At 53.3% G+C, this 24,460-nt stretch carries 25 protein-coding genes and 1 tRNA gene; 14 read left to right on the top strand and 12 right to left on the bottom strand.

Annotation, left to right across the window (positions count from 1 at the left end):
- The first annotated feature begins 2 nt into the window (after nt 1-2).
- From ACIGCM_RS10850 to ACIGCM_RS10840, 3 genes are all read left to right on the top strand, one after another.
- A complete protein-coding gene (locus ACIGCM_RS10850) occupies nt 3-953 on the top strand; it encodes an alpha-E domain-containing protein (RefSeq protein WP_397502074.1) in 951 nt (316 codons plus the stop codon).
- On the top strand, nt 950-1,747 hold the full coding sequence (locus ACIGCM_RS10845) for a transglutaminase domain-containing protein (protein WP_397502073.1): 798 nt from the start codon (nt 950-952) through the stop codon (nt 1,745-1,747). The genes ACIGCM_RS10850 and ACIGCM_RS10845 overlap by 4 nt, the downstream gene beginning before the upstream one ends.
- An 86-nt stretch (nt 1,748-1,833) precedes the next feature.
- A complete protein-coding gene (locus ACIGCM_RS10840; protein WP_397502072.1) occupies nt 1,834-2,568 on the top strand; it encodes a peptidase in 735 nt (244 codons plus the stop codon).
- 12 nt (nt 2,569-2,580) lie between these two features.
- Here ACIGCM_RS10840 and ACIGCM_RS10835 read toward each other — a convergent pair whose 3' ends face one another.
- A complete protein-coding gene (locus ACIGCM_RS10835) occupies nt 2,581-3,306 on the bottom strand; it encodes a c-type cytochrome (protein ID WP_397502713.1) in 726 nt (241 codons plus the stop codon).
- A gap of 83 nt (nt 3,307-3,389) precedes the next feature.
- Nucleotides 3,390-3,749 (bottom strand): rhodanese-like domain-containing protein, encoded by a 360-nt coding sequence (locus tag ACIGCM_RS10830; RefSeq protein WP_397502071.1) that lies wholly within the window; start codon nt 3,747-3,749, stop codon nt 3,390-3,392.
- A 758-nt stretch (nt 3,750-4,507) separates the two neighbouring features.
- Between ACIGCM_RS10830 and ACIGCM_RS10825 the strand changes: the two genes are divergently transcribed.
- Nucleotides 4,508-5,713 carry an acetyl-CoA C-acetyltransferase gene (locus ACIGCM_RS10825; RefSeq protein ID WP_397502070.1) on the top strand — a complete coding sequence of 402 codons (1,206 nt, stop codon included), beginning with the start codon at nt 4,508-4,510 and terminating at the stop codon, nt 5,711-5,713.
- A 74-nt stretch (nt 5,714-5,787) separates the two neighbouring features.
- Entirely contained in the window at nt 5,788-7,932 is a 2,145-nt protein-coding gene (locus tag ACIGCM_RS10820; RefSeq protein WP_397502069.1) for a 3-hydroxyacyl-CoA dehydrogenase NAD-binding domain-containing protein, read from the top strand.
- 105 nt (nt 7,933-8,037) lie between these two features.
- On the opposite strand, the gene ACIGCM_RS10815 is transcribed toward ACIGCM_RS10820, so the two are convergent.
- The 3 genes from ACIGCM_RS10815 to ACIGCM_RS10805 all read right to left on the bottom strand — a co-directional run bounded on the left by ACIGCM_RS10815 (nt 8,038) and on the right by ACIGCM_RS10805 (nt 8,814).
- Complete coding sequence (locus tag ACIGCM_RS10815; protein WP_397502068.1) at nt 8,038-8,283, bottom strand: hypothetical protein; 246 nt, start codon at nt 8,281-8,283, stop codon at nt 8,038-8,040.
- A gap of 154 nt (nt 8,284-8,437) precedes the next feature.
- A complete protein-coding gene (gene ptrC, locus ACIGCM_RS10810) occupies nt 8,438-8,632 on the bottom strand; it encodes a type III secretion system co-regulatory protein PtrC (RefSeq protein ID WP_397502067.1) in 195 nt (64 codons plus the stop codon).
- Between the two features lie 38 nt (nt 8,633-8,670).
- Nucleotides 8,671-8,814 (bottom strand): hypothetical protein, encoded by a 144-nt coding sequence (locus tag ACIGCM_RS10805; protein ID WP_397502066.1) that lies wholly within the window; start codon nt 8,812-8,814, stop codon nt 8,671-8,673.
- A 312-nt stretch (nt 8,815-9,126) separates the two neighbouring features.
- Here ACIGCM_RS10805 and ACIGCM_RS10800 point away from each other — a divergent pair, with 312 nt between their 5' ends.
- Nucleotides 9,127-9,840: an amidotransferase gene (locus ACIGCM_RS10800; RefSeq protein ID WP_397502065.1), complete on the top strand. Its 714-nt coding sequence runs from the start codon at nt 9,127-9,129 to the stop codon at nt 9,838-9,840.
- Between the two features lie 55 nt (nt 9,841-9,895).
- Here the strand turns inward: ACIGCM_RS10800 and ACIGCM_RS10795 are convergent, their stop codons facing one another.
- From ACIGCM_RS10795 to ACIGCM_RS10780, 4 genes are all read right to left on the bottom strand, one after another.
- Complete coding sequence (locus ACIGCM_RS10795) at nt 9,896-10,870, bottom strand: magnesium and cobalt transport protein CorA (RefSeq protein ID WP_397502064.1); 975 nt, start codon at nt 10,868-10,870, stop codon at nt 9,896-9,898.
- A gap of 138 nt (nt 10,871-11,008) precedes the next feature.
- Nucleotides 11,009-11,731: a 1-acylglycerol-3-phosphate O-acyltransferase gene (locus ACIGCM_RS10790; RefSeq protein ID WP_397502063.1), complete on the bottom strand. Its 723-nt coding sequence runs from the start codon at nt 11,729-11,731 to the stop codon at nt 11,009-11,011.
- 265 nt (nt 11,732-11,996) lie between these two features.
- Nucleotides 11,997-12,686 carry a crotonase/enoyl-CoA hydratase family protein gene (locus tag ACIGCM_RS10785; protein WP_397502062.1) on the bottom strand — a complete coding sequence of 230 codons (690 nt, stop codon included), beginning with the start codon at nt 12,684-12,686 and terminating at the stop codon, nt 11,997-11,999.
- 98 nt (nt 12,687-12,784) lie between these two features.
- Complete coding sequence (locus ACIGCM_RS10780; protein ID WP_397502061.1) at nt 12,785-13,222, bottom strand: hypothetical protein; 438 nt, start codon at nt 13,220-13,222, stop codon at nt 12,785-12,787.
- Nucleotides 13,223-13,432: 210 nt separating this feature from the next.
- Here ACIGCM_RS10780 and ACIGCM_RS10775 point away from each other — a divergent pair.
- The 3 genes from ACIGCM_RS10775 (at nt 13,433) to leuD (ending at nt 15,825) form a co-directional block, all read left to right on the top strand.
- A tRNA-Ser gene (locus ACIGCM_RS10775) sits at nt 13,433-13,522 on the top strand.
- A gap of 271 nt (nt 13,523-13,793) precedes the next feature.
- Nucleotides 13,794-15,215, top strand: coding sequence for a 3-isopropylmalate dehydratase large subunit (gene leuC / locus ACIGCM_RS10770; protein WP_397502060.1), 1,422 nt, complete (start codon nt 13,794-13,796; stop codon nt 15,213-15,215).
- A gap of 1 nt (nt 15,216) precedes the next feature.
- Nucleotides 15,217-15,825: a 3-isopropylmalate dehydratase small subunit gene (leuD, locus tag ACIGCM_RS10765; RefSeq protein ID WP_397502059.1), complete on the top strand. Its 609-nt coding sequence runs from the start codon at nt 15,217-15,219 to the stop codon at nt 15,823-15,825.
- A gap of 55 nt (nt 15,826-15,880) precedes the next feature.
- On the opposite strand, the gene ACIGCM_RS10760 is transcribed toward leuD, so the two are convergent.
- From ACIGCM_RS10760 to pobA, 3 genes are all read right to left on the bottom strand, one after another.
- Nucleotides 15,881-16,804, bottom strand: a complete 924-nt coding sequence (locus ACIGCM_RS10760) for a LysR substrate-binding domain-containing protein (RefSeq protein WP_397502058.1) — start codon at nt 16,802-16,804, stop codon at nt 15,881-15,883.
- A gap of 131 nt (nt 16,805-16,935) precedes the next feature.
- Nucleotides 16,936-17,820, bottom strand: a complete 885-nt coding sequence (locus tag ACIGCM_RS10755) for an alpha/beta fold hydrolase (protein WP_397502057.1) — start codon at nt 17,818-17,820, stop codon at nt 16,936-16,938.
- A gap of 181 nt (nt 17,821-18,001) precedes the next feature.
- Complete coding sequence (gene pobA / locus ACIGCM_RS10750; protein WP_397502056.1) at nt 18,002-19,186, bottom strand: 4-hydroxybenzoate 3-monooxygenase; 1,185 nt, start codon at nt 19,184-19,186, stop codon at nt 18,002-18,004.
- A gap of 129 nt (nt 19,187-19,315) precedes the next feature.
- Between pobA and ACIGCM_RS10745 the strand changes: the two genes are divergently transcribed.
- From ACIGCM_RS10745 to ACIGCM_RS10725, 5 genes are all read left to right on the top strand, one after another.
- Nucleotides 19,316-20,185 (top strand): helix-turn-helix domain-containing protein, encoded by an 870-nt coding sequence (locus ACIGCM_RS10745; RefSeq protein ID WP_397502055.1) that lies wholly within the window; start codon nt 19,316-19,318, stop codon nt 20,183-20,185.
- A gap of 12 nt (nt 20,186-20,197) precedes the next feature.
- Entirely contained in the window at nt 20,198-21,130 is a 933-nt protein-coding gene (pcaQ, locus tag ACIGCM_RS10740) for a pca operon transcription factor PcaQ (RefSeq protein WP_397502054.1), read from the top strand.
- A gap of 244 nt (nt 21,131-21,374) precedes the next feature.
- On the top strand, nt 21,375-22,376 hold the full coding sequence (locus ACIGCM_RS10735) for a tripartite tricarboxylate transporter substrate binding protein (protein ID WP_397502053.1): 1,002 nt from the start codon (nt 21,375-21,377) through the stop codon (nt 22,374-22,376).
- Nucleotides 22,377-22,437: 61 nt separating this feature from the next.
- On the top strand, nt 22,438-22,914 hold the full coding sequence (locus ACIGCM_RS10730; protein WP_397502052.1) for a tripartite tricarboxylate transporter TctB family protein: 477 nt from the start codon (nt 22,438-22,440) through the stop codon (nt 22,912-22,914).
- Between the two features lie 15 nt (nt 22,915-22,929).
- Complete coding sequence (locus tag ACIGCM_RS10725; protein WP_397502051.1) at nt 22,930-24,438, top strand: tripartite tricarboxylate transporter permease; 1,509 nt, start codon at nt 22,930-22,932, stop codon at nt 24,436-24,438.
- The last annotated feature ends 22 nt before the right edge of the window (nt 24,439-24,460 follow it).

Raw genomic sequence — 24,460 nt, 5'->3', positions numbered from 1 at the left:
TTATGCTCAGTACGACTGCCTCCAACCTGTACTGGATGTCGCGTTACCTGGAACGTGCCGAGAATCTCGCGCGCATGCTTGAAGTCAGTTATTCGCTGTCATTGATGCCGCAAGATGACCACGGAAATGGTCTTGATGAATTAGCCATGCCGCTGATTATTACCGGCACCCTTGAAGAGTATCTCGAGCAGAACGGCGAAATGCATGCCGAGCGTATGCTCAACTTCTTTGGCCTGGATGCCAATAATCCAGCGAGTATTTATTGCTGCCTTCAAGCCGCGAGGGTCAACGCCCATGCCGTGCGTGGACGCATAACCGCGGACATGTGGGAGAACATCAACGCCAGTTGGCTCGAGATTCGCGACATTGCCCAGCAGGGCATTGGCCGGTACGGCATCAGCCATTTTTGTGAGTGGGTCAAGGAGCGTTCGCACCTGTTTCGCGGAGCAACATTCGGCACCATCATGCGCGGTGAGGCCTATCGGTTTATTCGCCTGGGAACCTTTATCGAGCGTGCCGATAACACCTTGCGCCTGCTTGATGCTCGCTACGAGTTGTTAGGTGAGGATATCGACGAAATCGAAGGTCGCTCAGCCCGGAGTTATTATCAATGGACAGCATTACTGCGTGCGCTGTCTTCATTTGAGGCGTTTGCCGAGATCTATCGTGGATCGCCGGGCGCACGCAAAGTATCTGAGCTGTTGCTGCTGCGCCCAGAGGTTCCACGCTCACTGCGTTCGTGCACAGAAGAGCTGTATTCGATGCTAAGTAGTTTGCCCGGTGACAACGGTCGTCCGGCGCAACGTCTGGCAGCAGAGCTTGAAGCGCGTTTGCGCTACACCACCATTGACGAAGTGTTGGACGAAGGCCTGCACACCTGGCTGAATGATTTAATTCTGCTGATCCGTGAGCTGGGCCAAGCCATTCAAAGCTCTTATCTGGAGGTCGCATGAGACTGTCCATTAGCCACGACACCACCTACCACTATGACCAACAAGTGCGTTCCAGCATTCAGTACCTGCGCATTACGCCGCAGCAAAGTGAGCGGCAAAAAGTACTTAACTGGGAGCTGAACTTGCCTCGCCCGGTGCGTGCTCAGCGCGACCCCTATGGCAATATTTTGCATGTGCTGACGGTTGATGTGCCCCATGACAACATCGTTATCGGTGCTCAAGGGCAGGTGGACATCGACATCACCTGTGAATCCGAACATGAGCAGCAGTCCGCGTTGCCTTTCTTGCGGGTTACCCGTTTAACCGAGGCGGATGAAGCCTTGCGCGAGTTTGCACAAGTGCAATGCAAAACCCGACGTGACCGTACTGCGATGATTGATTTGATGCAGGCCTTGAACGCGCATATTCGCTACCAGAAAGGGGTGACCACCACCGAAACCAACGCCGCTGAAGCTTTTGCCGCCGGTTGTGGTGTTTGCCAAGATCATGCCCATGCATTTCTAGCCTGTGCACGCAGTCTGGGTGTGCCGTCACGTTATGTCTCAGGTTACTTGTATACCGATGATAGCGACCACCTTGCCAGTCACGCATGGGCTGAGGCCTGGTTGGACGGTGCTTGGTATAGCTTTGATATCACCAACAACTTGACCCTTCCCGAGCGTCACCTGAAGCTGGCGGTTGGCCTTGATTATCTTGATGCCTGCCCGGTGCGCGGCATGCGTCGTGGTGGTGGCAGTGAGCAGATGCATGCTCACGTTGATGTCTCGCCACTTCTTATGGTGCAGGTCCAGTAGCGTTGCTCTAGTGTTTGCACCGTCAAACTGCAACACAAAAAGGCCCAGTATTCGCTGGGCTTTTTCATCTTACGAAGGAAATAGATATGACCTATTGCGTTGGCATCAGCTTGGAGCAAGGCTTGGTGTTTGTGTCGGATTCACGCACTAATGCCGGGGTAGATCAAATCGCCACCTTTCGTAAGTTGCATGTGTTTGGTGTGCCTGGAGAGCGGCTTATTGTCCTGCAAACCGCGGGTAATCTGGCCACCTCACAATCGGTGATCAGTCTGTTACGGCAACGCTTAAACGGTGAGGGCATCAACCTACATAGTGTCATGAATATTTACCAGGCAACCTCGCTCGTAAGCGAAACCATGCGCGAGGTTATGGCCCGTGATGGTAATGGCGTGATGATGCAAGGCGTCGATCTGAGCTGTTCGTTTATTGTCGGGGGTCAGGTAAGGGGCGAGCCACCAGAACTCTATAATATTTATCCGCAGGGTAACTTCATTGCGGCAACTGAGGACACGCCTTACTTTCAGATTGGCGAAAGTAAATATGGCAAACCCGTTCTCGATCGCTCCTTAGATAGCAGTGTAAGTCTGCAGCATGCATTGTTGACTGCCTTGATTTCTTTTGACTCGACTATTCGCAGTAATATTTCCGTGGGTATGCCATTGGACGTGTTGGTCTACAAGGCTGACAGCCTTGAAGTACCCACTGGATTCCGTGTCAGTTCAGATGATGCCTATTACCAAGGTATTCGCCAGCAATGGGGCAATGCTTTGCAGCAACTTATATTGGAGTTGCCGCAAGCACCCGATGAATATCTGTTGTAATAGCCAAGGGCTTTATTGAGTTTTGCGGCCGGCCATATGGCTTAGGTAGGCCACTAGCTGACTGAGCTCAGTGTTGCTGATACTGCTTTCTGTAAAACCCGGCATCTTGCCTTGGGGCCAGTGGCGCATGCTTTGCGGGTCACGAATATAGCGGCTGAGAAACTCTGGCTTGAAGTATTCAGTTGGGTTGTGTGGCAGGTTCAAGTCTGGCCCAAACTGCGAGTCACCGGCCTTGTTGAGGCGGTGACAAGCCAAGCAATTTTTTTGGAATTGAGCAAAACCGAGCTTCACGTCCTCACTGGCATCGGCGGCTGGCAGGAGCGCGGGGAAGCGCTCTGCAACCGGAGCCAGTCGGCGTAAGGTGGCGACTTGAAATGGCCATTGTTCAGGGCCGATATGGCTTGCTTCAGGCTTGTCCCACACGAGGTAAAAGGGGCCCGCACTCTCACCTTTTTTATTCAGCGCAGGCCAGGGTTTGCCCGGCTCCTCAATCGCCAGCCAAGCGGTTGCACCTTTGTTATTTAACAGAGGTGCTGCCGGTAGTTCTGCGGCAAATCCATCAGCAGCAATCGCTTGGATATGCTCACTGGGCTTAACCGACTTGAGCAGTACAGCCACGGGCACAGCCTTGTAAGTCATATCACGCTTGTAGCTAACATCGGCGGTGATCTTGATTTCCCGCACCTGTGGCAGCGCAAGTAACTCAGCTGTCGACCAGCGCCTGCTCTGCTCGCCCAACTCAACACTAAGCTCAGCGGCATGGCTGGTTGTGTAGGTAAAAAATACTGAAAAAAGCGCGGTACAAAAGAGGTTATGGAGCTTCAATCACTTGCCTCCAGTACCGACTTCAATTCGTCATAACCACCCGCGTTAATCACGTTGCTATAGCCCAGCTTGGTAAGCTCGTCCTGGGCGATGCCAGAGCGTCGTCCGCTTTTGCAATACAGCACAATCGGCGCGTCTTTATCGGGCTGCAATTGACTGATTTTTGCAGCGATGTCCTGATACTCGACGTGCTCGGCACCTTGCAGCATTCCGCTAGCAACCTCTTGGTCGGTCCGCACATCTATCAACAACGCATCCTTTGTTTGCAGCGCGTCGACTGCCGTGAGCTGGTCAACATCGGCCGCCAAAACAGTTGCGCTTAAGCACAACGCAACTAAACCCATTAATACGCGCATGATCGTCTCCTTTGACCATTACTGGTAGGGCTAACATAGCAGCAAAGACTCTTTAGTGCAGAATTCAACAGCGCCAATGAGGCGTATGAATCTGCGCACTGATCGTTGATAAATAGATTCGGGCTGGGCGAACGCTACCTGATGATGTGGGTCAGGTTGGGGATGATCAGAACGACTGTAACAACAAATACAATCAAGCTGGCTTGGCGGATTTTTGGCTGATTACGCATGGCAATTGCCTTTTATTGTTGGAATAACAAATTGTCATTTGGGTGCAGTCGTTAGCCCTTCAACTGAAGGCGCTTCGCGTCCAAAATGTTCACCGAAACTACAGGTGCGGCAGCTGGGAATTAGGCCCCATCATCATTGATGTTTTTAGTGTGTGTTAACGCACTGTAGATTTTTTATCTTAGATGTCTATCACAACAAATCTAGATGACTTGGATGTAAATCTTGTGGCTTTAACAACTTGTTGTTCTGTCGAACTCGCATTGGGTCAAAGCAACCCTTGAGCCAGAGGCATTCATTGTTGCGCTCGGGCAAAGTGCCATCAGTTAACCGTTTGTCTGACAGTTAAAAGAGACTTTCACCACGCCACTGTGTTGGCATGAACAAAGCGGTCAATGGCGCTGAGCAGTTCGGTCATTGAGGCGAGCGTCGGGCGGCGTATTGTGTGTACTGAACAATGTATTCAGGTTGCTGCCCGCGACCTAACACGCCGTTGCGCTATCCACCTCCAAAGAAGGTTTGAGGCCGTTATGACCGAAGCATATATTTTTGATGCGGTGCGCACGCCCCGCGGTAAGGGTAAGAAAGATGGGGCGCTCTACAGTGTCAAACCGGTCAACCTGATTGCCGGGCTGCTAAGCGCACTGCAAACACGGAACCACCTTGATACCAGCCATGTAGATGACATTGTTCTGGGTTGCGTGACCCCGGTCGGTGATCAGGGCGCAGATATTGCCAAAACGGCAGCTATGGTTGCCGATTGGGATGTGAGTGTCTCGGGTGTGCAACTTAATCGGTTTTGCGCCTCAGGGCTTGAAGCAGTCAATCTAGGCGCAATGAAGATACGGTCTGGCTTTGAGGATTTGGTGGTGGTCGGCGGTGTAGAGTCGATGTCACGAATTCCCATGGGGTCCGACGGTGGGGCATGGGTAATGGACCCTGAAACCAATATGCATACCCATTTCACACCGCAAGGGATTGGCGCTGACTTGATCGCCACGCTTGAAGGTTTCAGCCGTGCCGATGTCGATGCCTATGCACTGCGTTCGCAGCACAAAGCCGCCCGGGCCAGTGCTGATGGTTCGTTCAGCAAGTCCTTGGTTCCGGTGGTGGATCAAAACGGCATTGTATTGCTTGACCATGATGAGTTTATCCGCGGTGACTCAACTGCTGAAGGTTTGGGCAAGCTCAAGCCGAGTTTCGAAATGATGGGGCAAATGGGCTTTGATGGCACGGCGCTGCGGGTTTATAGCCACGTTGAACGTATCAATCATGTGCATACACCCGGCAATAGCTCAGGCATCGTCGATGGCTCTGCCTTGATGTTGATCGGTTCTGAAGCCAAAGGCCGTGAGCTAGGCCTGAAGCCACGTGCACGGATAGTCGCCACTGCAGTCACCGGCACGGACCCAACCATCATGCTCACCGGCCCTGCGCCAGCTACACGTAAGGCATTGGCCAAAGCAGGCTTGAATGTCGCCGACATCGATCTGTTTGAGGTGAATGAAGCGTTTGCGTCTGTCGTGATGAAGTTCATGAAGGACATGGGCGTCAGTGAAGACAAGGTCAACGTCAACGGGGGTTCGATCGCCATGGGCCATCCACTGGGTGCAACAGGTTGCGCCATCCTTGGCACCTTGCTCGATGAGCTGGAACGACGCGAGTTGCGTTACGGCCTGGCCACCTTGTGCGTCGGCGGCGGTATGGGCATTGCCACCATCATTGAACGAACTTAATCAGCGTTTCGCGCGTGCATGCAAGCCTGCTTGCAACATCGCTGAAGCTCTCCCAGCGCTAGGGAAAACACAAAATGACAGATGCAATTGATTACCAAAAAGGGCAGGACAATATTGTCGTCCTGACTCTCGACATGCCGGGCCAAAGTGCCAACACCATGAACGCCGTTTACCGTGAAGCAATGGCGGCAACGGTTGATCGATTAGAAGCTGAAAAAGACAGCATTTGCGGGGTGATCATTACCTCTGCCAAGAAAACTTTTTTTGCAGGCGGCGACTTAAACGAATTGATCAAGGTCACCAAGGCCGATGCCAGTGATTTTTACCACATGGTACTTGGCATTAAAGCGCAATTACGCCGCCTTGAACTGCTGGGTAAACCCGTGGTGGCGGCTATCAATGGGGCGGCTTTAGGAGGCGGTTGGGAGATTTGCTTGGCTTGCCACCAGCGCATCGCACTGGATAACAGCAGTGTGCAAATCGGCTTGCCTGAAGTCACCCTTGGATTACTGCCCGGCGGTGGTGGCGTGGTGCGTATGGTGCGCTTGCTCGGTCTGGAGAAAGCACTGTCGTTTCTGGCCGAGGGTAAAAAGGTTCGCCCAGATGCAGCGCTGAAAGCGGGTTTGATTCACCAGCTAGCCACTGATAAAGACGACATGATGACCAAGGCCCGGGCCTGGATTAGCGACAATCCGAACGCTAAACAACCCTGGGATACGCCGGGCTATAAAATACCGGGTGGCACTCCGTCGAGCCCTAATATTGCGCAAATGTTGGCAATTGCACCCTCCGTCTTGCGCGATAAAACCAAAGGCTGCTTTCCCGCGCCAGAGAAAATCATGTGTGCCGCCGTTGAGGGCGCGCAGGTTGATTTCGATACCGCGCAACTGATCGAAACCCGTTACTTCACTGAGCTGACAACCGGCCAGGTAGCCAAAAACATGATCGGCACCTTTTGGTTTCAGCTCAATGAAATCAATGCGGGCGGTTCTCGGCCTAAAGGATTTGAACCCGCCCTTACACGGAAAGTCGGTGTGCTGGGTGCTGGCATGATGGGGGCCGGTATCGCTTATGTCTCAGCCGCGGCAGGGATCGAAGTGGTACTCAAAGATGTATCACTTGAGGCGGCAGAGAAGGGCAAAGCCTACTCGGCCAAGTTGCTCGATAAGAAAGTGGCTCGCGGACACATGAGCGCTGAAAAGCGTGATGCGTTTTTGGCCTTGATCATACCCAGTGAAAACGAGGCGGATTTTGCTGGCTGCGACTTGATCATCGAAGCGGTTTTTGAAGACCGCGAGCTTAAAGCTAAAGTCACTGTTGCAGCAGAACGTCATGCATTGAGTGATGCGGTGATTGCTTCAAACACCTCAACCTTGCCAATTACTGGCCTCGCCAAGGCCGTCGACAAGCAAGATAAGTTTATTGGCCTGCATTTTTTCAGCCCAGTCGACAAGATGCCGCTGGTTGAGATTATCCGTGGCGAACACACCAGTGACGCCACGCTTGCCCGTGGCTTTGATTACGTGATGCAGATTAAAAAGACCCCGATAGTGGTCAATGACAGCCGCGGCTTCTTCACCTCGCGGGTATTTGGCACCTTCACCAACGAAGGCCTTGCCATGCTCGGCGAAGGTATAAGTGCCGCACTGATTGAAAACGAAGCGCGCAAAGCTGGGATGCCGGTGGGGCCGTTGGCAATTAGTGATGAAGTTTCGATGAGCCTGATGAATCACGTACGCCAACAAACCATTAAGGACCTCGAAGCCGAAGGCAAGCAATTGCCTCAGCACAAAGCCTTTGCGGTTATCGACATGATGCTCAACGAATACAAACGTCCAGGCAAGGCCGCAGGTGGCGGTTTTTATGAGTATCCAGAAGGTGGCAAGAAATACCTCTGGCCTGAACTGAAGACAGCTTTTGAGCTGGCCTCTGCGCAAATTTCACAGCAGGACGTACGTGACCGTATCTTGTTTATTCAGGCTATAGAAACCGTGCGCTGTCTGGAAGAGGGCGTTTTGACCTCAGTGGCTGACGCCAACATAGGTTCAATCTTCGGCATTGGTTTCGCTGCTTGGACTGGTGGCGCGCTGCAGTACATTAACCAGTATGGCTTGCAGGATTTTATTGCCCGCGCCGAGTATCTGGCTGAACAGTACGGCGAGCGCTTCAATCCACCTGCTTTGCTTTTGGATAAGGCCGCGAAGGGAGAGGCATTTTAAGCCCTCATGGGGCGAATGGAAAGCCGGCCGATCTTGAGCCGGTTAATGAGAGGGTCAGTCCCACACCCTGCGAGAGCTATGCTTTCCCAGGGTGTTATTTAAGGCTTAGGCCGATGCAAAACTGCCAAGCTCAAAGCGGCTAACGAATACACAATCTGCTTTATTTGGCGGGGTGCTGGTCATTAATTTCAGTTGTTGGGCGACTTGCAGGTTTCGCGCAATATTTGAATTGCACTCAATGGTCCGCGCCAATGCACCTGCAGAGCCGTAGTTGAGCCCGAATAAAGACAGGCCGTTGGTCATGATTGCCAGCGCCGCGATGATCAGCAGATTGCGATTTTTCAGTTTCATGGTGCGTTGACCTAAAATTGAGCTGTAGCGGATATTGGTGATTGTCAGTTCAGTTAGTAGGGGCAAGCCGCTTTCTCGACTTATGGCCAAAAAGAGCGGTTTGCCGGGGCATGGTGAACAAGCTTTGCGTTGTCTCAACCTGGAATGGGTGCACTCAACAGCCGTATTGCTCGCACATCACCTGTTCAATAGCCCTGCGCTCACTGAGCTGGGTCGGCATTCGTAAGGTGGCCAACTTACCGTCAGCGAGTTGGATTGCCAGTTCCGACTCGTAGTGAATCCCACGGTCATCAAGCGTGGCGTAGGTGACTGCATAGACATTTTGTTGAGTGATGGATTCGACTCTCATAACCCGCTCCTGAGGCTGCAAATAAACCCTTGTGTGATTTATTTGCTGGATGAGACAGAAGGCTTTTGCCCTTGAGTTGCAACGCTTTGGGCTTTATCCAGCTGGCGCTGACTGTCAGCATTTATGCTGCCAGTAAATGCTGATGCGGCGATCAAGCTGGCGATTGCGGCGAAACTATTCATGATGAGTTTCCTTCTGTCTAAGTAGGCGGCTGCCCGATGGAGCGATAATCCGTCGCGGCGAGAATTAACAGAAGTGAATGGTCGTTATGGTGACTATCAAGGCCACTGATATAAGGGGGCCGCTGTGTCTCAACGTTGCTCAGCTATGTCTAATCCTTAGTGCTGGGCTCTTGCCATCTGAGGTTTCTCAAGGCAGGCTACTGGCGCTCGCAAAAACCGTTCTTTGCAAACGGCACTGATCGCGCCGTTTATCGAACTTGGACGGATTTTTGCTACTCAATGCATAACCACTCGCTCACCAGGAACACTTCCATGCCGTTGCAAATTTGTATTCTTGAAACAGACGTACTGCGCCCCGAGCTGATCGATCAATACCAAGGCTATGGCAAGATGTTTGAGCGCCTGTTTGCGAACCAGCCGATTGCCGCTGAGTTCACCGTATACAACGTTATGCAAGGCGAGTATCCGGCGGACAGCGAGCAATTCGACGCCTACTTGGTAACCGGTAGCAAGGCTGACTCATTCGGCGAAGACGCCTGGATTCAAACACTCAAGACCTATTTGCTTGAGCGCTATACCCGTGGCGATAAGTTGCTCGGTGTGTGCTTTGGCCATCAGTTACTCGCACTGTTGTTGGGCGGTGAGGCCAAACGTGCTGCTCAAGGTTGGGGCGTGGGCATTCATCGGTATGACTTGGCCAACAAGCCACAGTGGATGACGCCAGTGCTTGATGACCTGACGCTGCTGATCAGCCACCAAGACCAAGTCACCAAGCTGCCGGAAAACGCCACATTGTTAGCGTCGAGCGAGTTCTGCCCGATTGCAGCTTATTGCATTGAGGATCAGGTGCTTTGCTTCCAGGGGCACCCCGAGTTTATCCACGATTACTCGAAGACCTTGCTGGATATTCGCCAGCAGCACATCGGTGAGCAGAACTACCGTAAGGGCGTTGATAGCTTGAAAGACGCCCATCAAGGCCATGCAGTGGCCGAGTGGATGATGCGTTTTGTGGCCAACGGACGTTAAGCTTCAGCTTCTGCATAAAACCATAAAGCCCAGCTCCAAGCTGGGCTTTATGGTTTTACAGCCAGCCGTGGTATTTGAAGCTGGCGAATAAGCTGACGCAGCCTGCCCCGATGAATCCAAGTACGCCAAAGTAACCGTATTGCCAGTTCAGTTCTGGCATGTTGTGAAAGTTCATGCCGTAAATCCCAGCGATTGCGGTTGGAAAGGCCAGAATTGCTGCCCAGGCTGCAAACTTGCGTTGGGTAATACTTTGCCGGGCAGAATCCATCAGTAGGCCGATTTCGATTGCATGGTCTGCCATTTCACGCAGCGCCGTTAGGTCTTCTAACAGGCGATTTACATGGATCGCCACGTCCCGGAAGTACGGGCGCATTTGTTTGTCTATAAACGGGAAGTCTAGGCGTTGCAGCTCTTGGCAGATCTCCACCAGCGGACTGATATTGCGGCGCAAGCGCAGCAAGTCACGGCGTTGGCTCTGGATTTTCACCGCATCGGCCATGGTTACAGCATCTTTAAGCACCGTTTGTTCGATTTCTTCCAGCGTGCTGTTGTAGCTGTCCATTATTGGCCGGTAGTTCTCAGTGACGAAGTTGAGCAGGGCGTACAGCACGAAGTCCTCGCCGTGTTCAAGCAACAGCGGCCGTGCCTCGCAGCGTTGGCGCACACTTGAGTAAGGAGCAGATTGGCCATAACGGGCACTGATTACATAACCCGAGCCCGCAAATAACTGAGTTTCGACAAATTCCAGCTCGCCGTTTTCAAGAATGGGGGAGTAAAGCACCATAAACAGCGCGTCACCAAAGGTTTCGAGCTTGGGTCTTGTATGGCGAAGCAGCGCGTCCTCGATTGCCAGTTCGTGCAGGTGGTATTGCGCCTGGAGCTTGGTGAATACCTCAGGTTCAGGGTCCTTAAGGCCTATCCAGGCAAAATGTCCGGGCTTACCCACCCAAGTTACATCGTCCTCCAGACTAATATCCCTGACCTTTTTCCCCTGGCAATACACTGCTGCTGCAACAACACTCTTATCCATATTCTACTCAGCCAACGTGTTCCGATATGCGCCCAGCTTAGCCTGAGTAAGGCCTTCGTGCTGAATCAATCGCTGGGTTGAAGCACAAAAAAGCCCGCGCTCAGTATTGCTGACGCGGGCTGGTTGAGTGGCTGGCGCTTAAGCTTGAGCCAGCTCTTTATTCATGCTCTCGATACACGCCTGCATTTGCGCTTGGCAAGTCTCGATCAATGCGGGCACGTCGGCGACGCTCATCCCAGTGGTGGGGATCTCGGGCAGCGAGCGGATTATGATCGTGCCGCTGTTCCATTTATTGACCTGCAGTTGGTTTGCATACGTGCTGGTGCAAACCGGAATAATGGGAACGCCAGCGGCAATCGCCATTAAAAATGCCCCTTTCTTAAATGGCAGCATTTGCGGGCCTGGATGGCGCGTGCCTTCTGGGAATACCCAAATGGAAGTGTTTTTGTGCTTAAGCGTTTCGGTGGTCTGTAGCATCGCCTGTTTAGCACTGCGCGAGTTGCCACGGTCGAGCAAAATATTGCCAGCCAACCAATAGAGCTGGCCGAAAAAAGGCACCCATTTCAAGCTTTTCTTACCGAGGCTCACAGTGCGATAGGGCACCACTCGGCCAAGCACATACAAATCGTAGTTGGACTGGTGGTTAGCAATCACCACGCATGATTTACTGTGGTCACGCAGTCCATCCGTTTGCGGGATGACCTTTAGATTTAGGATGCGCAGTGCCGGTAGCGAGTAGATGCGTGCACAAATACGGCTGTTATCAGGGTTAAACGGGCGGCAAATACCAACCAATAAACCCAGCACGCCAGCGATAATAAAGTGCACGCCCATTAACGCCATGCGCAGAATAAAAAGCATTGAATACGCTCGTTTAACCTAAAAGGCGCGCAGTGTACGGCTGTAAACTGTTTTCAGCAATTGCGGCTGACCAGCAAAAACACAATAACTGTGTGTGAATATGATCGGCACAAAAAAGCCCGGAAAATCCGGGCTTTAGCGCGATCGGGTGGGTGAATGAGGCTTTATTCATCCGCTGCTTCGGCCGCGAATCCTGGGCTACTTACGACCCACTGCGAACAGGCTTGGCGTTGCTCCCCCATCAATAACCGCAAAACTGCAAAGGTTAGAGGGTGATGCTTTTATCCAACTCGATGGCCTGGTCGAGGGTTTCCAGCAGCGCCTTGCGAACTTTGAGCTTGGTGTTCTTGTGCGCAGTCATATTGATTTTTTTCAGTTGTTGGGCAACCGCCTGTGCTGTCGCCATCAACTGCTCCGCGGGAACAACCTTATCAAGGAAGCCTGCTTCGACAGCGCCTTGTGGATCAAACATCTCGCCACAGATGACCGAACGGTGGAAAGCCGATTTACGCAGGCGGTCACGGGCCAGCTCAATACCCACGTGATGCATGGTCATGCCGATCTGAACTTCATTGAGGCCAATGCTGAACTTGCCCTCAGTACCCAAACGGTAGTCAGCAGAAAGCAGGATAAATGCGCCCTTGGCAACGGCGTGACCTGGGCAGGCAACAACAACCGGGTAGGGGAACGCTAACATGCGTCTGGCCAGCGTCGAGCCTGCCGCAACCAGATCGATGGCATTTTGTGGGCCAGATGTCATCACTTTGAGGTCGTAACCACCTGATAGAATGCCGGGTTGACCGGTAATGACAACAACGGCTTTATCCTGTTCTGCGCGATCCAGGGCCTGATTAAAGGCTGCAATTACATCGGGGGAAATAGCATTAACTTTGCCATTGCTCAGAGTGAGCGTGGCGATGCCATCTTCTAATTGGTAGCTGATCAGGTCGCTCATGGTCGAAATCCTTGTGCTGAAGATGCGCAGACGTTACCCATCCCGAGCCCGTCGGTAAAGCGCTATAAGCGACTGATCAGTCAGTAATGACGCCGTGCTTATACCTGCGCTGCCTGCGTCCCGTGTTGCTTGCGGGCACGCACCAGATACAACCCTGCACAGCTAAAAACAGCTAATGACAGTATGTAACCGATATAAAGTAATGTGCCTGCTCGATTGAGGGCACTGTTGAAGTCCATGCCTTCGGTTTCCATGACATGACCCACAGCTCCCCATACCGCGCCGGTTACCAAACTGATCAGCAGTGTTGGAATGTAGGTTGAGAGCATTACCAATTGCGAGCCGCGGTGTTTGGCAGGGGCAATGAACCATGCAGCAAGGTAAAGCAGGGAAATCGTCAAGGCGCTAGCGTACGCACCGACATTCATCGCCCAGTGTGAAAGAGGTCTATGGTCTAGTGTTGGTAGGGCTAATGCGGTGAGCAGTAGTGCGCAGGCACCGATAAATGTGATCAGCCATAGATTTAGCGAACGCATAACCATCCTTGTCATGTCTTGAGTGTGCTTCTATTTTTACCATCTTATGATAACCCAATGTTTGGGCCTGCTTCACAGGGCCGGCAAGCCGGCGGAGGGTTGCCGTGATGAAAGGGTAAGCACATGAAAATTCTGAAAAAACTTTTGCTTTTAAAGCTTTGTTCGGCTACATTAGCGCGCCTCGACAGACAGCAATGCATGTCGAGACCCGGTGAAGTGTCCGAGCGGTTGAAGGAGCACGCCTGGAAAGTGTGTATACGAGAAATCGTATCATGAGTTCGAATCTCATCTTCACCGCCACTTTCAAAAAAGCCCTGCAGATCAATGATCTGCGGGGCTTTTTGTTTTCAGATACCCCAATCGGAGCGCAATGCTCTGTCCTCGCGCTTACTCCTCTAGCTTAATTCTCATGCCGCCGTAGGGCACGGCTTCGGCCTGAAGATGGAGTTACTATTCACGAACCGTGTACTCAGGCATTACTTAATGGCTGTTGAGTTGCATATTGCACTCAATATCATGGTTGGTATGACTAGTGGCTGTGAAGCCTTCAATCTGCCTGAGCGAGAACACCATGAGCGGCCCCAGAACGCTTTACCAAAAGCACATCGATTCTCATACAGTCTGCACCTTGGACGATCAAGGGCATGTGCTGCTTTATATCGACCGGCAAGTCGCCAACGAGTACACCAGTCCGCAAGCGTTTAGTGGTTTGCGCGAGGCTAATCGAAGGGTTCGACGCCCGAGCGCAACCTTGGCGGTGGTTGACCATGTGAATCCGACCAGCCCCAAGCGCGTTGCCGCAATGGCTGATGCGGGTGGCGCTTTGCAGGTGTCCTATTTTCAGGAGAACTGCAATGAATACGGTATTGAGCTGTTCAATGTGTTGGATAAACGCCAGGGCATTGAGCATGTCGTCGCGCCTGAGCAGGGGTTTATCTTGCCAGGAATGGTGATCGCCGCGGGTGACAGTCACACCACGACTTATGGGGCATTGGGCGCTTTTGGTTTTGGGATCGGTACATCTGAAATCGAACACCTGCTGGCCACCCAGACACTGGTCTATAAACGCTTGAAAACCATGCGGGTGACGGTGCTGGGCGAGTTGGGCGCGGGTATGACTTCCAAGGACATTATCATGGCCTTGATACAGCGTATCGGTGCCTCAGGTGCAACCGGCTATGCCATCGAGTTTGCCGGGCCTGTGATCACTGCGCTGAGTGTTGAAGCGCGCATGACTATTTGCAATATGGCCGTTGAGGCCGGTGCCCGTGGTGCATTTATGGCTCCGGACGATAAGGTTTACGCTTATCTGGCAGACAAGCCGCGAGCGCCAAAAGATGAGCTGTGGGATCAGGCACTAGTCAGTTGGCGTGAGTTGTACACCGATGCAGGTGCACAGTTTGATCGTGAAGTTGAGCTTGATGCTGCGGGTTTGGAGCCAATGGTGACTTGGGGTACAAGTCCCGATCAAGCCGCAGCCATTGGCGGTTGTGTGCCGGACCCCATGAATGAACGCGACTTGATTCGCCGTCAGGATCTGCAGCGCGCGCTGCGCTATATGGGGCTGGAGCCAGGGTCGCTGTTGAGCGATATTCAAATCAGTCACGCCTTTATTGGCTCGTGCACCAATGCCCGAATCGAAGACTTGCGTGACGCAGCCCGTGTGGTTCGTGGTCAGAAAGTTGCAACTCATGTGCGGGCAATGATCGTACCGGGTTCGACCCAAGTGCGAGAGCAAGCCGAGGCAGAAGGTATTGCGCAAGTGTTTATCGATTCTGGTTTCGAGTGGCGTCAATCGGGTTGCTCGATGTGCCTGGCAATGAATGACGATGTGCTGGCGTCTGGTGATCGGTGCGCATCAAGTACCAACCGCAACTTCGAGGGTCGCCAGGGTGCAGGCGCGCGCACTCACCTTATGAGCCCCGCCATGGTTGCCGCTGCTGCAATACGTGGCCATCTAACCGACGTGCGCTGTATGGCTGAGGAGGCCTGATATGCAAGCTTTCAAAACTGTTAGTGGGGTTGTCGCGCCAATGCTTGCAGCCAATGTTGATACCGACGTGATCATGCCCAAGCAATTTCTCAAAGGTATTGACCGCAGTGGCTTGGATAAGGGCGTATTTTTCGACCTGCGTTTCTTGGCCGATGGTAAGGCCAACCCAGAGTTTGTGCTGAACCAGCAGCCATGGGTGGACAGTTGCTTTCTTGTCGTAGGGCCAAATTTTGGCTGTGGCTCAAGTCGAGAACACGCGGTTTGGGGGTTAAAGCAGTTAGGTATTCGTGCACTGATAGGCAGTAGTTTTGCTGGCATTTTTTTTGATAATTGCCAACGCAATGGCGTGCTCTTGATCCAGCTCAGTGAGGCGCAGATTCAAGCCTTAGGCCAGTTGGCAGCAGAGGGGCAAAACGCGACGATAAGCATTGATCTTGAACAGCAAAAAATCCTCTTGCATGACGGGCGCAGCATTGAATTTGAGATCGATGCGTTGCGCAAACAATCGCTGGTGCTCGGTTTGGATGCGATTGGCGGCACGCTGCAACGAAGCGAGCAAATTAACGCCTTTGAGGCCAGGCATTTGCAGCAGAACCCTTGGCTGGCGTAAGCCGATCATGAACCGCGTGCGGGTATGCCGCACGCGTGGTTGAGTTCATGTTTCGTCACAGAGAAAGGGCTTTAAAATGCTCGCTCAGAAATTCGACGCAAACGCGCAGCTTGGCAGAGTTGGATAAACGCGTCGGATAGAGCGCCCAGACGTTGGCGCTCTGGCTGTACTCGGGGAGTACCTGAACCAATTCCCCTGTCTCCAGAAGCGGTTTCACATCCCAGAGTGAGCGCAACAAAATGCCTCGGTCCTTGAGCGCCCATTGCAGCACGATCTCGCCGTTGTTTGAGGATAGCGGCCCGCTGACCCGGACTGAGTGCTGTTTGCCTGCGTTGTCCAGATCCCAGACGCCAAAAACGTTTTTGCCCTCCTTGATCACCAGACAATCGTGGTGTTGTAAGTCTTCCAGACTTTCAGGAACACCCCGTCGCTGCAAATAAGCGGGCGTCGCACAGAGAATGCGCTTGTTACTGACCAGACGCTTGCAGATGTGTTGACCCGGCAGGTCATCCCCGACACGAATCTCCAGATCAAAGCCTTCGCCGACCAGATCAACCACACGGTCGAATACCTCCAGGCGGATTTCCAGCTCAGGGTATTGTTCTGCCAAGTGGGAAATGGCAGGCGCGACATGATTTCGACCGAAGCCAAACGAGCTGCTGATATGCACCAGTCCTCGTGGGGTATGCCGGGCCTGAGAAAGCTCATCGAACAGATCATCAAGATCGCCAAGGATGCGCACGGCCCAGCGCTGTGCACGCTCGCCATCTTCGGTCAAAGCGATACGCCTGGTTGTGCGATGGAGTAAACGGGCTTTGAGGGCGCTTTCGAGAACCTGAATGCGCTTGCTGACGTAGGCCGGAGAAGCGCCCAGTTCATCAGCAGCACCGGCAAAACTTTGTTTGCGAATGACCGCAAGGAAAACACGGAGGTCCTCAGGCAGTGGGGATTGCTCACGAACTGTGTTGATAGGCTCCATAAAGCACCATTTTTTTCACGATAGGTGAAATATAGCATGGCGACTATGATGGGTGCTTAAACCCCAAGTTGGCGGCTTGCCATCTTTCAGACTGCAGGCAAGTACACCGCTAACTTGGTCAACAGTGTTTTCTATAACGGCGTTGTCAAGAAAGGTATTACCTCGGCAAGCAGCTGCTCAGGTGCCTCTTCGGGGATGTAGTGACCACAAGGCAGCGCCTTGCCTTGCACATTGGTCGCGATCAAGCGCCACTCATGCAACGGATCGAAACAGCGCCCGACCACGCCTTCAGCTCCCCATAACACCAGCAACGGTGTCTCAACGCGCAAACCCGCTTTGCGGTCTTGCTGGTCATGTTGTAAATCGATACCGGCGCTGGCGCGGTAGTCCTCGCATATCGCATGAGCCGTTCCCGGAAGTTGCAAGCAGCGTAGGTATTCGGCAAAGGCTTCGTCCGTGAAGGGTTGCATACCGGCGCTGCGCGTCCCCATGACGCTGCGTAGATAAAACTCGGGGTCCGACTCCAGAAGGCGTTCGGGGAAGGGCGCTGGGCGAATCAGAAAGAACCAATGCCAGTAAGCCCGCGCAAACGCTTCGGTGGTCTGAGTGTACATGGCCAAGGTCGGCGCGATATCCAGCATGATCAGGCGGCGCACTGCTGCGCCATGATCAGCGACCATGCGGTGGGCAACCCGAGCACCGCGATCATGGGCTAATACGTCGAATTTATTGAAGCCCAGTGCACGCATCAGCTCGACGTTATCCTGAGCCATTGCGCGTTTTGAGTAGGTCAGATGCTCCTCGTCGCTACTCGGTTTACTGCTGTCACCGTAGCCGCGCAGATCGGCTGCAACGACGGTGAAGTGCTGAGCGAGTTGCTCGACAACCTTGTGCCAAATCACATGGGTTTGCGGGTGTCCGTGGAGGAGCAGAAGGCCAGGCCCTGTTCCACCTATACGGTAACTAATACTGACCCCATTAACCTGGCACTCGCGCTTTTTGAACTCAGCGAACATAGCGAAATTTCCTAATCGTTAGTGCCTGACATACTAGGCCGAAGTAGAGCAGCCGCAAGCTCGCAACCGTGGTTGGGTTATTTATGAATCGTGGATAAAGGCTGTATTTTTACACGCATTAGCAGCAGTCTTGGTCGCAATTATCATGCTCGTTTGTGGCTGACTCTGCATGTAGAACGCCTTATTCAATGGGCTCATATTCAAGGCCGACATAGTTTTCGGCGATGGTTGTACGCCCGGCCTCAGAACCGACAAAGTAATCCAACTCGGTTTGTTGCATGCGCTGGCTAAAGGCATCTGTATCGGGGAATTTGTGCAGCATTGTGGTCATCCACCAAGAGAATCGCTCCGCTTTCCAGACGCGTTTCAGGCAGACCTCGGAATAGCGCTCGAGCAGGTCAATGCGGTATTCGCGATAAACCTTGAGCAGGATTCGGTACAAGGTATTGACGTCACTGGCCGCTAAGTTAAGGCCTTTGGCGCCAGTGGGGGGAACAATGTGGGCTGCATCGCCGACTAGAAACAGGTGACCATATTGCATGGGTTCGACCACGAAACTGCGCAGCGGCGCGATAGATTTCTCGATCGAAGGGCCAGTAACCAAGCGCTGTGCGGTATCTGCAGGCAAACGGCTTCTCAGTTCATCCCAGAAGCGCTGATCGGGCCAATCTTCAACTTTTTCTTCGGCCGCAACCTGTACGTAATAACGCGTGCGAGTAGGGGAGCGCATGCTGCACAAGGCAAAGCCGCGTTCATGGTTGGCGTAGATCAACTCCTCATTGACTGGCGGGGTATCCGCGAGCACACCGAGCCAGCCGAACGGATAGACCCGTTCAAACTCTTTCAGCACGCCCTCTGGAATGGATTGCCTGGAGACTCCATGGAAGCCATCGCAGCCCGCGATATGGTCGCAGTCCAGGTGTACGAGTTCATCGTTGAGGGTGAAGGTTACGTGGGGCTTGCTGCCCTTGAGCTCATGCAGCTTGGCGTCTTTGACGTCGTAGAAGGTTTCAGCACCACTGGCTTTTCGGGCCTCCATCAGGTCTCGGGTGACTTCGGTCTGGCCGTAGATCATCACCGTCTTGCCGCCCGTCAATTGCTTGAGGTCGATACGCTCGCGACGCCCAGCGAAGGCTAATTCAAAGCCGTCATGGGGCAGGCCTTCGCTGTCCATGCGTTGGCTTACGCCAGCCTCACGCAGCAGGTCAACCATGCCTTGTTCGAGCACCCCGGCTCGAATGCGGCTAAGTACGTAATCCGGGGTCTGACGTTCAATAATGATGTTGTCGATGCCTGCTTTGTGCAGCAACTGGCCAAGCAGAAGCCCGGACGGGCCGGCACCAATAATAGCGACTTGAGTCTTCATTTTTATTGTCCTGTGCGAGCCGGGTTGCTGGCTCGATGTGGTTGAAGTCGCTGTATTTTTGGTGGAATGCTGAGGCTTTTGAAGGCACTATCCGATTACTTTTATGGACTTTCCGAGGATGGCTGGCCAATGAGCAAGACACCCACCACTCATGTGCCGGTGTTCAAGTTATACGGCGAAACGGCTGCCTGGCCGACGCCAGACTTGATTCATTGTGAGTCCATCCCTGAGCGCAGCCGCCTGCACGACTGGCAGATAAAGCCGCATCGCCATGGTGATCTGGTGCAGTTGCTGTATGTTCAGGCAGGGCAGGCAGAGCTTGAGGTCGAGGGTCAAATCAATAGTGTGAGCCAGGCATCGCTACAAGTTGTACCTGCCTTCAGTGTCCATGGATTTGGCTTTTCCGAGGATGTGCAAGGTTATATTTTAAGTCTCGCTCAACCCTTGGTCGATACGCTCAGCAGCGCTTTGGAAAGTACGCCACTGGCCACTGCCGCTTGTTATCCGCTGGGATCAGAGCATGCGTATATAAGGACTTTGTTTGATTCGATAGTTGAGGAATACAACGATCAGGCGTTGGGTCGCGAGCTGATGCTGCAATCACTGATCAGCACCTTGTTGGTGTGGGTTGCTCGGCGTTCGCAAGCACTGGATTGCAATGATGCGCAGGTTCCAGATCGCGGTCGAGAGCACTTGCAACGTTTTACCGGCTTGCTGGAAGCTCACTATCGCGGGCACCGGCCCATTGAATTTTACGCCGGTGAATTGGGCATCAGCGCCGCCCATCTCAACGCCTTGAGTCGGCGTTTGGCAGGGCAGTCAGCCTTACAGTTGATCAACCAACGATTATTGTTGGAGGCCAAGCGCAGCCTGGTTTATACCGCGATGACGGTCAATCAGGTTTCCGATAGTCTGGGGTTTTCAGAGCCGGCCTATTTCTCCCGCTTCTTCAAGCGTGGTTGCGGGCTTACGCCTAAAGCCTTCCGTATGCAGCGTTGAATTGAGCCCTACATGAATATCGATAATCGCATCAAGTTTCGCCACCTGTTGTGCTTTCTTGAAGTGGCGCGCCAAGGCAGTTTGGCGCGCGCTGCTGGTGAGCTAGCCATCAGCCAACCAGCGGTTTCAAAAACCCTTAAAGAGCTTGAGGAAATTCTCGACAGCCGCTTATTCGACCGCAGTAAGCAGGGGGTTGCGCCGACTGCTGCAGGCTTAGCTTTTTTGCGTTATGCCGGTCCAAGTGTGCAGGCATTGCAAGAAGGGGTGCGCAGTTTGCGTTCTGGAGAGCATGAAGCCGGCGTGGTTCGTCTTGGGGTTCTGTCAACGGTCGAAAGCTCGTTGTTACCCGACGTGGTCAAGCGTCTGCACGATGCACATGCCGCTGTGGTGGTTAGCATCGAGACTGGGCCAAGTGCCTATTTATTGGGCCAGTTACGACTTGGCGCGCTGGATTTGGTGGTTGGCCGTATGACCGACAGCCCACAGATTGCCGGGCTAACATTCGAGCATTTGTATAGCGAGTCGATGGTGCTGGTGGTCAGTCCTGGTCACCCATTGCTGCAGGTCAATCTGAATGACCGCAGCCGCTTGGGTGACTACCCGGTGGTGTTGCCGCTGGCTGGCACGACTATTCGCCGCTATGCCGACAGTCTCTACGTGCAATGTGGTATTCATTTACCGCAACAGCGCTTGGAAACCTTGTCCGTGGCATTGAGTCGGCGCTATGTGCAATCCAGCGCGGCGGTATGGGTCGCCCCCCATGATGCCGTACGCCAAGATTTGGACCGAGGTGAATTGGTGATGCTGGATCTGGGGTTGAGAGAGCCGGGCGGTTCAGTGGGCATTTGTAGCAACCCCTCAACGGCCGCAACCCTCGCAGCGCAGTGGTGCTGTGAAGCTTTACGGGCAAGTGCCGCTGAATACCTTGAGTTGTATGACGCTTGATTTCATTTCTCAAGTAGCGGTTTAGATGCTTGCAGTGAGCTGTCGATTATCGGTATAGATCCCTAAGTTGTGCGGTAATCGGACGGCAAAACCTCGCAGTATTTGACGGGGCGTGGCTATAGCAAATAAATTGTACTAACTGGTTAATTTGCAATCTTGAAGATTGTTACCGGATTGTCACGAGCGACCCAATGGAGTCGAACGGGCAGAGCACAACAACCATAAAAAGCTCAGAGGATTTAACATGTTCAAACATCTTGTTGCAGGTGTTCTGCTGTCTTCTACCTGCCTATTGGCCGCGTTGCCGGCCCATGCCGATTACCCCGAACGTAATATTCAAGCCGTTGTTCCCTGGAGCCCGGGTGGTGCCACCGACAACGTCGCCCGCAGTTTGGCCGCGCTGGTCGAAAAAGAGTTGGGGCAAAGCCTGATCATTTCTAATCGCCCGGGCGGAACCGGTGTGATTGGAACTAGCTTCGTCATGAAGCAACGTCCCGACGGTTATACCTTGCTGATTGGCGCTGAAAACCCGCAGTTGTATCCGCTACTTGGTCTTGCCAACTTCGATTACAACGGACTCGATCTGATTAGCCTGATCGGCCAGAACATGGCGGTAATCGCCACGCCACCTGATAGCCCATGGAACAGCATGGAAGAACTACTGGCTGACGCCAAGGCTCACCCCGGAACCTTGCGTATGGGTAGCACCGGCGCTGGCGGCTTGCCGAGTAGCGTACATGCAATGATCAGCTCGATTCAGCCACTGGATGTGCGTGAAGTGACCTTTGCGGGCGACGGCCCAGGTGTTGCTGCATTGCTGGGCAAGCATATCGATTTTATGCCGCTCAGTATGGCTGCTGCTCGTGAGCAGATCGCTGCTGGCAAGCTTAAAGGTTTGGCTGTCGTCGGCACTGAAGAGCTAGACAGTTTGCCGGGTGTCCCGCCTATCACTAAAGCGCTGCCGGAGATTGCCTCATACCTGCCTTGGGGCCCGTTCTGGGGCGTGTGGGTGCGTAAAGGCACGCCTGAGCCGATCAAGCAAAAGCTGACCGAGGCATTCAGCAAAACCCTGGCAACGCCCGAAGCACAGACCTTTATCAAGAACTTTGGCGCCACCCCGCTGAACCTGAGCGGTGCTGATGCCAAAGCCTATCTTGACCGCTGGCAGTCAGTGACCACCTGGTCCATGTACAAAGCTGGCGCAGTTAAGGTCTCGCCTGAATCGCTGGGCATTCCAAAGCCTTAAACGTCGTTTTGCTGGGCGAACTGGATAGGCATCGCTGTCCATCCAGTTCGGGAGGTCTGTTATGAACGTTGAATCCAAGAATCCGCTGCAGCCACTTGAGCGGACGTTCTATTGGTTGCTGCTGATTTTTAGTGTTGCAGTTATTTATCAAGCTTTCAGCATTGCTGGGTTTGAGATCGCCAACTCTTCGGGCTCCTTGCCAATGGGAGCCGGTCTGGCGCTAGGCATTTCGTCACTGGTTATTCTGATCGGCTCTTATCGCCGTCAGCCTCCAGAGTTAAGCGGCCTGCTGGACCAAATACGAGCGTTTCGCCGGGTTAATCTACCGGCCGACGTGCTGGTGTTCTCGACGTTGTGCATTGTCTATGTGGTCGCCATGTATTACCTGGGGTTCTACCCGTGCACCTTGGTGTTTCTGGCGTGCAGCATGATTTATTTGATGCGGGGCAGGGTGTTTTATGCGCTGTTGATTGCAGGCGGCTCGCTGCTGTTTATCTATGCGCTGTTTTCTCTGGTTTTCCATGTTTATTTGCCCTGAGTCGAGACTGCCACAATGACTGATATGTTTTCATTCTTGACCATGGCCTGGGTTGACCCCCAGTTGCTTATGCTCACTGCGCTTGGCACCTTTGCCGGTATTTACATTGGCGCGATGCCTGGGCTTTCCGTGACCATGGCGGTGTCTTTGCTGGTTTCATTTACCTTTTCATGGGAGGTCAATGATGCGCTGGCGCTGATCGTCGGTATATTTGTCGGCGGTGTGTATGGCGGCTCGCGGGCGTCTATTTTGCTGAATATGCCGGGGACTCCGGCAGCGGTTGCGACTTCCTTTGATGGTTATCCACTAGCCAAGCTCGGTGAAGCAGGGCGGGCAATTGGACTGACGACCGTCATGTCGGTTATCGGCGGTCTGATCAGCGTTTTGGTGTTGGCGCTATTAGCGCCCTATCTCTCTGAATTCGCATTGGAGTTCGCCCCGCGCGACTATTTCTTGATTGCCATGCTGGGGTTGTTACTGGTGGGCAGTCTGGCCACGGACTCCTTGGCCAAAGGTGTATTTGCTGCCGCACTTGGCGTGCTTATCAGTATGGTCGGCATGGACCCGGTGACCGCGCAAGGCCGTTTTACCATGGGCAACATGGACCTTTTGGGCGGCATTAACTATGTCGCGGTCATGATCGGTCTGTTTGGTGTTTCTGAGGCGCTTTATCAGCTGCATAACCTCAAGCAGGTGCCGGTTCGGCAGGATGTCAGCAAGATTGTGCCGCCACTGCGACTGGTGCTGAAGTTCTTGCCCTTGTCGATTCGCACTTCATTGATCGGCGTATTGGTCGGTGCATTGCCGGGTGCTGGCGGTGATATCGCGGCATTGTTTGCCTATGATCACGCTAAACGCACCGTGAAAAACCCATCACGACCATTTGGTCAGGGCGCTTATGAAGGGCTGGTCGCGCCAGAGACCGCCAACAGTGCGGCAGTGGGTGGTGCGTACATGCCCATGCTGACATTGGGCATGCCCGGGGATGCGGTAACAGCAGTAATCCTCGGTGCACTGGTGATTCACGGGATTAACCCGGGGCCACTGATGATGGTGGAAAACCCGCATATATTCTGGTTCACCGTGGGCAACCTGGCGTTGGCGAATATCTTTCTGCTGGTGTTCGGGTTGATGGGGATCAAGCTGTTCGCCAAAGTTGTTGAGCTGCCTAAATCGATCCTGGTGCCGGTTATTCTGGTGCTGTGCGTGGTTGGCACCTACTCGATTAACAGCAACATGAGTGATGTGACCTGGATGCTTAGCTTTGGCTTTGTGGGTTATCTGCTGAAACTCTTCGGCTTCCAGATGGGGCCCATAATCCTCGGCGTCATTCTTGGGCCGCTGATGGATACATCCTATCGTCAGGCGATGTCTTCCGTCGGGGATAGCCCAGTTGCGCTGCTTCAAGAGCTGATCAGCAATCCGTTATCGGCTTTCTTGTGCGCAGTATTGATTCTGCTATTGCTAAGCCGTGCACCAGGGGTCAAGCGCCTGTTCAAGCGTGGCTCTACTGCAACGGCTTGATTCACTTAACGCTGAAATAAAA

The sequence above is a fragment of the Pseudomonas sp. NPDC078700 genome (assembly GCF_044542375.1).
Classification (GTDB): domain Bacteria; phylum Pseudomonadota; class Gammaproteobacteria; order Pseudomonadales; family Pseudomonadaceae; genus Aquipseudomonas.
This window is presented reverse-complemented; position numbering and strand designations above follow the sequence as displayed.